Below are 10,046 nucleotides of genomic sequence, written 5' to 3' on the forward strand. Positions count from 1 at the left end.
TTCGGGTCACGAGTCGTCGGCCGGAACGCCGAACTCGGCGTCGATGAGGTTCATCAGCTCCTCGCCGGACGCCGATTCGAGCTCGCCGGACGCCGCGGTGCCGTCGTCCTGGCCGAGCCGGGCGAGCAGGGTGTTCAGGCGCGCCCTGAGCGGTCCGCGGGACGCCTCGTCCAGCGGCAGTTCGCCGAGCAGCGCGGCGAGCCGGTCCAGTTCCCGCAGCGCGGCCGCGCCGGGGGCGGGGGCGGAGGCGGCCTGCTCGGAGGCGAGGCGGGCGGCCAGCGCCTCCGGGTTCGGGAAGTCGAACACCATCGTCGCGGGAAGCCGCAGTCCGGTGGCGGTGGCGAGCCGGTTGCGCAGCTCGACCGCGGCCAGCGAGTCGAAGCCGAGGTCGCTGAACGCCTTGCGCGGCGCGACCGCCTCGGCCGTCGGATGCCCCAGCACGGCGGCCGCCTCGTCGCGGACCAGCTCCAGGAGCCGTTTGGCGCGTTCGGCCGGGTCGAGGCCGGCGAAACCGGCCGGCCGGTCGGCGGTCCCGCCGCCGCCCGCCGGGAGGCGCGGCTCCGGGCGCGGCGCGGGGACGAGCGCGCGCAGCATCGCGGGCGGTTCCTCCGCGCGGCGGCGCAGCGCGGCCAGGTCGAGCCGTCCCGCCACGACCGACGGCGCGCCCAGCCCGACCGACCTGCCGAGCAGGTCGAGCCCGTCCCCGGCGGAGAGCGGCAGGAACCCGCCGCGCCCGATGCGGCGGCGGTCCACCTCGGACAGCCCGGCGGTCATGCCGGTGCGCACCTCCCACGGTCCCCACGCCACCGAGACGGCGGGAAGCCCGGCCGCGGCGCGGTGCTGGGAGAAGGCGTCGAGGAAGGCGTTGGCGGCGGCGTACCCGGCCTGGCCGGGCGCGCCGAACACGCCCGCGGCCGAGGAGTAGAGCACGAACGCGGACAGGTCGAGGTGCGCGGTCAGCTCGTGCAGCCGGACCGCGGCGTCGACCTTGGGCGCGAGCACGGCGTGCAGGCGGTCCGGGGTCAGCCCGGTGAGCAGGCCGTCGTCGACCGCCCCGGCCGTGTGCACGACCGTCCGCAGCGGGTGCTCGGCGGGGACCCGGTCCAGCAGCGCGGCGGCGGCGGCCGGATCGGCGAGGTCGCACGCGTGCAGCTCCACCTCGGCGCCCTGGGCACGCAGCTCCGCGACCAGGTCGTCCGCGCCGGGCGCGCCGGGTCCGCGCCTGCTGGTCAGCAGCAGACGGCGCGCCCCGTGCACGGCGACCAGGTCGCGCGCGAGCAGCGCACCGAGAGCACCGGTCGCGCCGGTGACCAGCACCGTTCCGGTGGTGTCCCACACCGGGCCGGCCTCCCCCGCCGCGGCCGGTGCCAGCCGGGGGGCCAGCAGCTCCCCGTCCCGCACGGCGAGTTCGGGTTCCGCGGTGGACAGGGCCGCGGCCGACGGCAGCACCGCGTCCAGATCGGCGGACGCGTCCAGGTCGAGGAGCGCGAACCGGCCGGGGTGCTCGGACCGCGCGGAGCGCACCAGGCCCCACAGCGGCGCGTGCGCCAGGTCGGGCACCGCCTCGCCGTCGCGGGCGGCGACCGCGCCGCGGGTCACCAGCAGCAGCCTGGACGAGGCGTAGCGATCGTCGGCCAGCCAGTCCTGGAGGAGGGCCAGGGCCTCCTCCGTGGCCCGCCGGGCCCCGACGGCGAGATCCGCCGGGCCGCCCTCGGAGGTCCGGTAGACGACCATGACCGGCCGGACCGGCCCGTCGCCGCCGAGGAACGCCCAGCCAGCGGGGGCGGCCGGTGGGGTGACCGCCTCCCAGGACAGGGCGAAGACCGCCTGCCCGGCGGCGGCCCCGGCCGGCCCGGTGCGGCCCGCGACGCGGCTCACCAGCGCGTCGATGGACGCGATGACCTGGCCGTGGCCGCCATAGACGGTGATGCTCTGCTCATCCGGTCCGGTCGGGAGGATGCGGGCCCGGATCCGGCGCGAACCGGCCGCGTGCGGCCGGACGCCTCGCCAGGTGAACGGGAGCAGCGGTGGGCGCTCCTCCCCCGCGTCCCCCGCGTCCTCTGCGGCGGCGGCCGCGCGGAGCACCGCGTCGAGAAGGGCCGGGTGCAGCCAGAATCCCCCGGCGTCGGCCGATTCGGGCAGCACCGCTTCGGCGAAGACCTCCGCGCCGCGCGACCAGACGGCGGTGAGCCCCTGGAACGCCGGGCCGTAGTCGTAGCCGGCCGCCGCCGCGCGCTCGTGGTAGCCGGCGACCGGAACCGGTTCGGCTCCGAGCGGCGGCCAGGCCTCCGGGTCGTCCTCGGCGATCCCGGCGGTCCCGGCCGGAACGGCGAGGACGCCGGTCGCCGCCCTGGCCCACGGCTGGTCGCCGACGCGGGTGTGGACCGTGAACCCGCGCCCCGCGGCCAGGCCGGGGGCCGCGACGGTGATCCGGAACTGGACGCCCTCCCCGGAGGGGACGGCGACGGGGGCCTCCAGGGTGAGTTCCTCCACCAGCGGATGGCCGAGCCGCTGCCCGGCCTGCACCGCCAGCTCGACGAGCACCGTGCCGGGCAGCAGGGCGGCGCCGTGGATGACGTGCTCGGCCAGCCAGGGCGTGGCCGCGGCGGACAGCAGCCCGCTGAACACGAACTCGCCGGTGCCCGGCAGCTCGACGCCCGCCCCGAGCAGCGGGTGGTCGACCCGGTCCAGGCCGAGGTCCGCCGCGTCGCCCGGCCGCGCCGCGGCGCGCAGCCAGTACCGCTGGTGCTGGAACGCGTAGGTCGGAAGGTCGATCCGGCTCCCGCCGGTGCCCGCGAAGAACGCCGGCCAGTCCACCGCGACACCGCGGGCGTGCAGCCGGGCCAGCGCGGCCAGCAGCGTCTCCGGTTCCGGCCGGTCCTTGCGCAGCGCCGGGACCGCGGCGGCGTCCTCGCCCAGGCTCTCGTGCACCATCGCCGACAGGGTCGCACCGGGCCCGAGCTCCAGGAACGTCACCTCCGGGGACACGGCCGCCGCGGCCGCGACGCCGTCGGCGAACCGCACGGTCGCGTGCGCCTGGCGGACCCAGTACTCCGGTGTGGCCATCTCGTCGGCCGCCACGGCCCGGCCGGTCACCGTCGACACGATCGGCAGCCGCGGCCGCTGGAACCGCAGCCCGGCGCAGACCTCGGCGAACTCCGCCAGCATCGGCTCCAGCAGCGGGGAGTGGAAGGCATGCGAGACGCGCAGCCGGCTGGTGCGCCGTCCCGCCAGGCGCCGCTCGGCCTCGGCGATGTCCTCGGCCGCACCGGACAGGACGACCGAGCCCGGCGCGTTGACCGCCGCGACGGCCGTCCGGCCGGTGAGCAGCGGCCGCACCTCGTCCTCGGTGGCCCGCACCGCCAGCATCGCGCCGCCGGGGGGAAGGTCCTGCATCAGCCGGCCGCGCGCGGCCACGAGCGCGGCGGCGTCCGGCAGCGACAGGACGCCGGCCACGTGCGCCGCCGCGATCTCGCCGATCGAGTGGCCGAGCAGGTGGTCCGGCCGGATGCCCCAGGACTCGACGAGCCGGAACAGCGCGACCTCGACGGCGAACAGCGCGGGCTGGGTGTAGCCGGTCAGCCCGAGCCGTTCGGGATCGGTGAACACCACCTCGCGCAGCGGCTTTTCCAGCAGCGGGTCGAACTGGGCGCACACCTCGTCGAAGGCGTCGGCGAAGGCGGGGAAGACCGCGTGCAGTTCCCGGCCCATGCCGGCGCGCTGCGTGCCCTGGCCGGGGAAGATCACAGCGAGCTTGCCGTCCACGGCGACGTCCTGGCACACACCGGCGGCGGACGCTCCTCCGGCGACCGCCGCGAGACCGTCGCGCAGGTCGTCCGCCGTGCGGCCGAAGACGACGGCCCGGTGCTCCAGATGGGCGCGCGTCGTGGCCAGGGAGAAGGCGGCATCGGCAGGTTCGGCGCCGTCCACGGCGGATCGGATCCGTAGCGCCTGTTCCCGCAGGGCCTCCGCTGAATGGCCGGACACCGGGAACGGCAGGACCGGCAGCTCCACGTCGGGGGGGCGCTCTTCCTCGCGTGCGGGAGGCTCGGGTGCCCGTTCGATGATCACGTGGGCGTTGGTCCCGCTGACCCCGAACGCCGAGATCCCGGCACGCCAAGGCCGGTCCACCTCGGGGAGCGGGCTGTTCACGTCGGCCAGTTGCACATCGCCTGTGGTCCAGTCCACATGCGGGGACGGCTCGTCCAGATGCAGCGACGCCGGGACGACACCCTCCCGCAGCGCCAGCACCATCTTGATCACACCGGCGACCCCGGCCGCCGCCTGCGTATGACCGATGTTCGACTTCACCGACCCCAGCAACACCGGACGCTCGCGATCCTGGCCATAGGTCGCCAGCACCGCCTGCGCCTCGATCGGATCACCCAGCACCGTCCCAGTGCCGTGCGCCTCCACCACGTCGACCTCACCGGCCGACAGGCCCGCGTTCGCCAGCGCCGCACCGATCACCCGCTGCTGCGACAAACCATTCGGCGCCGTCAACCCATTGGACGCACCGTCCTGGTTCACCGCGGAGCCGCGGACCACACCCAGGATCTGCCGGCCGTTGCGCTCGGCGTCCGACAACCGCTCCAGGAGCACCAGCCCGACACCCTCACCCCAGCCCGTGCCATCCGCACCCGCCGCGAACGGCTTGCACCGGCCATCCGCCGCCAACCCGCCCTGCCGGGAAAACTCCACGAACGCCGCAGGCGTCGACATCACCGTCACGCCGCCCGCCAGCGCCAGATCGCACTCCCCCGACCGCAACGACTGCACCGCCAGATGCAGGCCCACCAGCGACGACGAACACGCCGTGTCCACCGTCACCGCAGGACCTTCCAACCCGAACACGTACGACAGGCGACCCGACAAAACGCTGCCGACACTGCCGGTGAGCGCGTATCCGTCGGTCGCCGATGTCGAGTCGAGCAGGAGTGCGGCGTAGTCGTGCGTGGCGCCGCCCACGAACACCCCGGTCGGGCTGCCCTTCAGTGAGGACGGGTCGATCCCGGCCCGCTCGAACAGCTCCCACGACGTCTCCAGCAGCAGCCGCTGCTGCGGATCCATGGCCTGGGCCTCGCGCGGCGAGATCCCGAAGAACGCGGCGTCGAAGCCGCCCGCGTCGGTCAGGAAGGCTCCGTCGCGGACGTAGGAGGTGCCGGGGCGTCCACTGTCCGGGTCGTAGAGGCGGCCGAGGTTCCAGCCCCGGTCGCCGGGGAAGCCGCCGACGGTGTCCGCGCCCCGCTCGACCAGCCGCCACAGGTCCTCCGGGGAGTCGGCCCCGCCGGGGAACCGGCAGGCCATCGCCGTGATCACCACCGGGTCCTCGGCGGGCGCGGCGGTCGCCGGGAGCGCGGCGGGCGCGGCCGGCTCCGCGCCGAACAGCTCGGCCAGCAGCAGCGCGGCCACCGCCTCGGCGGTCGGGTGGTCGAAGGCCAGGGTCGCGGGCAGCCGCAGCCCGGTGGCCGACGCCAGGCGGGTGCGCAGCGCCATCGACGTCAGCGAGTCGAAGCCGAGGTCCTTGAACGGCCGGTTCGCGGCGACCGCGCCGGAGGAGGTGTGGCCGAGCACCTCGGCGGCCGCGTCGCGGACCAGGGCCAGCAGCGCGGTACGGCGCTCCGCGGCGGTGAGGGGCTCCAGTTCGCGCAGCAGCGCGGGCGCGTCGGCGCCCGTGTCGTCCGGCCGCGCCTGTGCCGCCCGCACGGCTTCGGAGATCTCGTCGAGCAGCGGGCGGTGCCGGGCCGAGTTGTAGATCGGGGCGAACCGGGGCCAGTCCATGTCGGTGACGGTCACGGCGGTCTCGTCCAGGCCGACCGCGGTGTCCATGGCCCGGATCGCCAGGTCGGCGGGCATGAGCCGGATGCCCAGCAGGCCGGCGGACGCGGCGGCCGCGTCGTCGACCATGCCGCCGCCGGCCCAGCCGCCCCACGCGATCGAGGTGGCGGTGTCACCGCGTTCGCGGCGGGCCTCGGCCAGCGCGTCCAGATGGGCGTTGGCCGCGGCGTAGGCGCCCTGCCGGGCGCTGCCCCAGACGGCGGCACCGGACGAGAACAGCACGAACGCGTCCAGCGGCCGTCCCGCGAGCAGCGCGTCGAGGTGGGTCGCGCCCGCGGCCTTCGCGGCCATGACCGCGGCGAACTCCTCGTCGGTGGTCTCGGCGAGCGGTGTCTCCTGCGGGACGCCGGCCGCGTGCACCACCGCGCTGAGGGGCCCGGCCGTGTCGAGCAGGCGCGCCAGCGCCTCCCGGTCGGCCACGTCGCAGGCGGCGATGGTGACCCGCGCGCCGAGCCCGGCCAGCTCGTCGCGCAGCTCGGCCGCGCCCGGCGCGTCCGGTCCGCGGCGGCTGAGCAGGACGAGGTGATCCGCGCCGCCGCCGGCCAGCCGGCGGGCGACGTGCGCGCCGAGGCCGCCGGTGCCGCCGGTGATCAGGACGGTGCCGCGCGGGCGCCAGGTCCGGTCCGGGTCCGCCGCTCCGCCCGGAGCGGGGACCAGGCGGCGGACGAACGCCCCGGAACCGCGGAGGGCGATCTGGTCCTCGTCGCCCGCGGCGGTGAGCGCCCAGGCCAGCCGGTCGGCGCCACGCCGGTCGAGCTCGCCGGGAAGGTCGATGAGGCCGCCGAGCAGGGCGGGGAACTCCAGCCCGATCACCCGGCCGAGGCCCCAGAGCTGTGCCTGCGCCGGGTCGGGGGCGGCGTCGGAACGGCCGATGGACACCGCGCCCCTGGTCAGGCACCAGAGGCGCGGGCCGTCCCCGCGCCCGGCGAGCGCGGCGGCGAGGGCGGCGGTGGCGGTCAGGCCGGTGCCGAGCCACGGGTGCCGTTCGTGTCGGCGCTCGTCGGCGCCGAGCAGGGACAGCACGCCCGCGACGCCGGTGCCCGCGCTCTCCGCGAGCACGCCCTCGAACCCTCCGGGGTCGCGGGCGGGGTCGACGGTCAGGACGCGCGCCTCGGCGCCCCTCGCGGTGAGCGCGCCGGCCAGCGGCCCGGCGATGGCGGCGGCGCGGTCGCCGGGCGGCACCAGGATCAGCCAGGTCCCGGAGAGCGCGGCGTTCCCGGCGGGCGGCACGGGCCGCCAGTCGACCCGGTACCGCCATGCGTCCACGGTGGTCAGCTCGCCGTCCGCGCGGTGCCAGGCGGACAGCTCCGGCAGGATCGACCGCCATCCGTCGGCTTCGCCGGCCGGGCCGAGCGCGCCGGCCAGCGCGGCGGGGTCGGCGTCGTCGACCGCGGCCCAGAACCTCCGCTCGGCCCTGCTCTGCCCGGTGCCCGTCTCGGCGGGGGCCGCCGCGTCCGGTTCGAGCCAGTAGCGGCCGCCCTGGAAGGGATAGGTCGGCAGCGGGACGCGCCTGCCGGGCGTCTGGCCGCTCCAGTCGACGGGCACTCCGGCCACGTGGGCCTCGGCGAGCGCGGTCAGGAACCGCTCCGGGCCTCCTTCCAGCCTCCGCAGCGAGGTCAGCAGCAGCGGCTCCACGCCCGCGGTCTCCAGGGTCTCCTGGAGGGCCGGGCCGAGCGCGGGATGGGCGCTCACTTCGAGGAAGGCGGTGAAGCCCGCGTCCGCGAGGGCCGAGACCGCCCGCTCGAACAGCACCGGCTCGCGCGCGTTGCGGTACCAGTAGGCGGTGTCCATCTCGCCGGTGTCGATGGGCGCGCCGGTCACCGTGGAGAAGAAGGGGATCGCCGCGGTCCGCGGCGCGACCCCGGCGAGATCGGTGAACAGCCGCTCGCGCATCGTCTCGACCTGCGGCGAGTGGCCCGGCGCGTTGACGCCGGTCAGCCGCCTGGTCTGGACGCCGTCGGCGTCGAGTTCGGCCAGCAGCTCGTCCACGGCCTGCGCGTCCCCGGTCACCAGCACCGCGGCCGGGCCGTTCACCGCCGCGATCGTCACGCGGTCGCCGAAGCGGGCGGTCCGCTCGGCGGCGTCCTGCCGGGACAGCCGCAGCGACGCCATCGCGCCGCCGCCCGACAGCGCGGTCCACGCCTTGCCCCGCAGCGCCACGATGCGCGCGCCGTCCTCCAGGGACAGCGCGCCCACGACGCAGGCGGCGGCGATCTCCCCCTGCGAATGGCCGACCACGGCGGCGGGCCGGACGCCGAAGTGCTCCCACAGCCGCGCCAGGGACACCATGACGGCGAACAGCATGGGCTGGACGACATCGATGCGGTCCAGGTCGGCGGCGCCGGGTTCGCCGCGCAGGACCGCGGTCGGCGACCAGTCCACGAAGGCGCCCAGCGCCCGCGCGCACTCGTCGAACGCGGCGCGGAAGACCGGCGAGGAGTCGTACAGGCCGGCGGCCATCCCGGCCCACTGCGTGCCCTGGCCCGGGAACACGAAGACCGTGCCGGATCCGGCCCGTGCCCGGCCGCACACGACGGCGGGGCCGGTGCGTCCTTCGGCGAGGTCCGCGAGCCCGGCGCGCAGGCCCTGCCGATCGGTGCCGAGCACCACGGCGCGCTCCTCGAACGGCGTCCGCTCCGCGAGCGTGCGGGCCAGATCCGCGAGGTCCACCGCGGGATCGGCCGCGGCCTCGGCCAACCGTGCCGCCGCCGCCCGCAGCGCCGATTCGTCGCGAGCGCTGAGCGGCCACGGCGTGACCCCGGTGGCGAGCGGCCGTTCCGGGGCCGGCGGCTCGTCCGCCTCCGTTCCGGGCTCGGGCGCCTGCTCGACGATCACGTGCGCGTTGGTGCCGCTGACCCCGAACGCCGACACCCCGGCGCGCCGGGGCCGGTCCACCTCGGGCCAGGGGGTGTTCTCGGTCAGCAGCCGGACCGCACCGCCGTCCCAGTCGACCTGACCGGTCGGCCGGTCGATGTGCAGCGTGCGCGGGGCCAGCCCGTTGCGGACGGCCAGCACCATCTTGATGACGCCGGCGACCCCGGCCGCCGCCTGCGTGTGCCCGATGTTCGACTTGATGGAACCGAGCAGCAGGGGCCGGTCCGCCGGGCGGCCCTGCCCGTAGGTCCGCAGCAGCGCCCCGGCCTCGATGGGGTCGCCGAGCACGGTGCCCGTGCCGTGCCCCTCGGCGACGTCGACGTCCGCGGCCGACAGCCGGGCGTCGGCCAGCGCCGCCTCGATGACGGCCTGCTGCGTCCGGCCGTTCGGCGCGGTCAGGCCGTTGGAGGCGCCGTCCTGGTTGATCGCCGAGCCGCGCAGCACCGCCAGGACCGGGTGCCCGTTGCGCTCGGCCTCGCTCAGCAGCTCCAGCGCGAGCACCCCGACGCCCTCGCCCCAGCCGGTGCCGTCGGCGGACGCGGCGTAGGCGCGGCAGCGGCCGTCCTCGGCGAGCACCCGCTGGCGGCACATCTCGACCAGGAGCGCCGGGGTGGAGATGATCGTCGCGCCGCCGGCCAGCGCCAGGGTGCACTCGCGGTGGCGCAGCGACCGCGCCGCCAGGTGGATCGCGACCAGCGAGGACGAGCAGGCGGTGTCGATGGTCAGCGCCGGCCCCTCCAGGCCGAGCGTGTAGGCGATCCGGCCGGATCCGACGCTGCCCGCGTTGCCGGTGGTCAGGTGCCCTTCGACGCTCTCCGCGCCGCGGCCGGCGAGGGTGCGGTAGTCGCCGCCGGCCAGGCCGACGAACACTCCGGTGGGGCTGCCGCGCAGCGCCGCGGGGTCGATCCCGGTCCGCTCGACCGCCTCCCAGGAGGTCTCCAGCAGGAGCCGCTGCTGGGGGTCCATGGACACGGCCTCGCGCGGGCTGATGCCGAAGAAGGCCGCGTCGAACCGGTCGACGTCGTCGAGGAAGCCGCCGCCGCGCGTGTAGAGCGTGCCGGGCCGCGCCGGGTCGGGGTCGTACAGCGCCGCCAGGTCCCAGCCGCGGTCGGCGGGCAGCGGGGAGATCGCGTCCACGCCGTCGACGACCGTGCGCCACAGATCGTCCGGTGAACTCACCCCGCCGGGAAAGCGGCACGCCATTCCGACGATCGCGATCGGCTCGTGCGCACGCGATTCCAGCTCGGCCAGGCTGCGCCGAGTGCGATGCAGATCGGCTGCGACCCACCGCAGATTTTCCCGTAGCTCGACCTCGTTGGCCATCGACTCCGCTT

General features: G+C 76.5%; 1 protein-coding gene. It reads right to left on the minus strand.

The genetic code is table 11. From position 1 onward, the window contains the following. Window positions 1-6 precede the first annotated feature (6 nt). Window positions 7-10,035, minus strand: coding sequence for a type I polyketide synthase (locus tag ACFPZN_RS41275; protein WP_378288039.1), 10,029 nt, complete (start codon window positions 10,033-10,035; stop codon window positions 7-9). Window positions 10,036-10,046: the final 11 nt, after the last annotated feature.

This window comes from Actinomadura rugatobispora (assembly GCF_042656285.1).
GTDB lineage: Bacteria > Actinomycetota > Actinomycetes > Streptosporangiales > Streptosporangiaceae > Spirillospora > Spirillospora rugatobispora.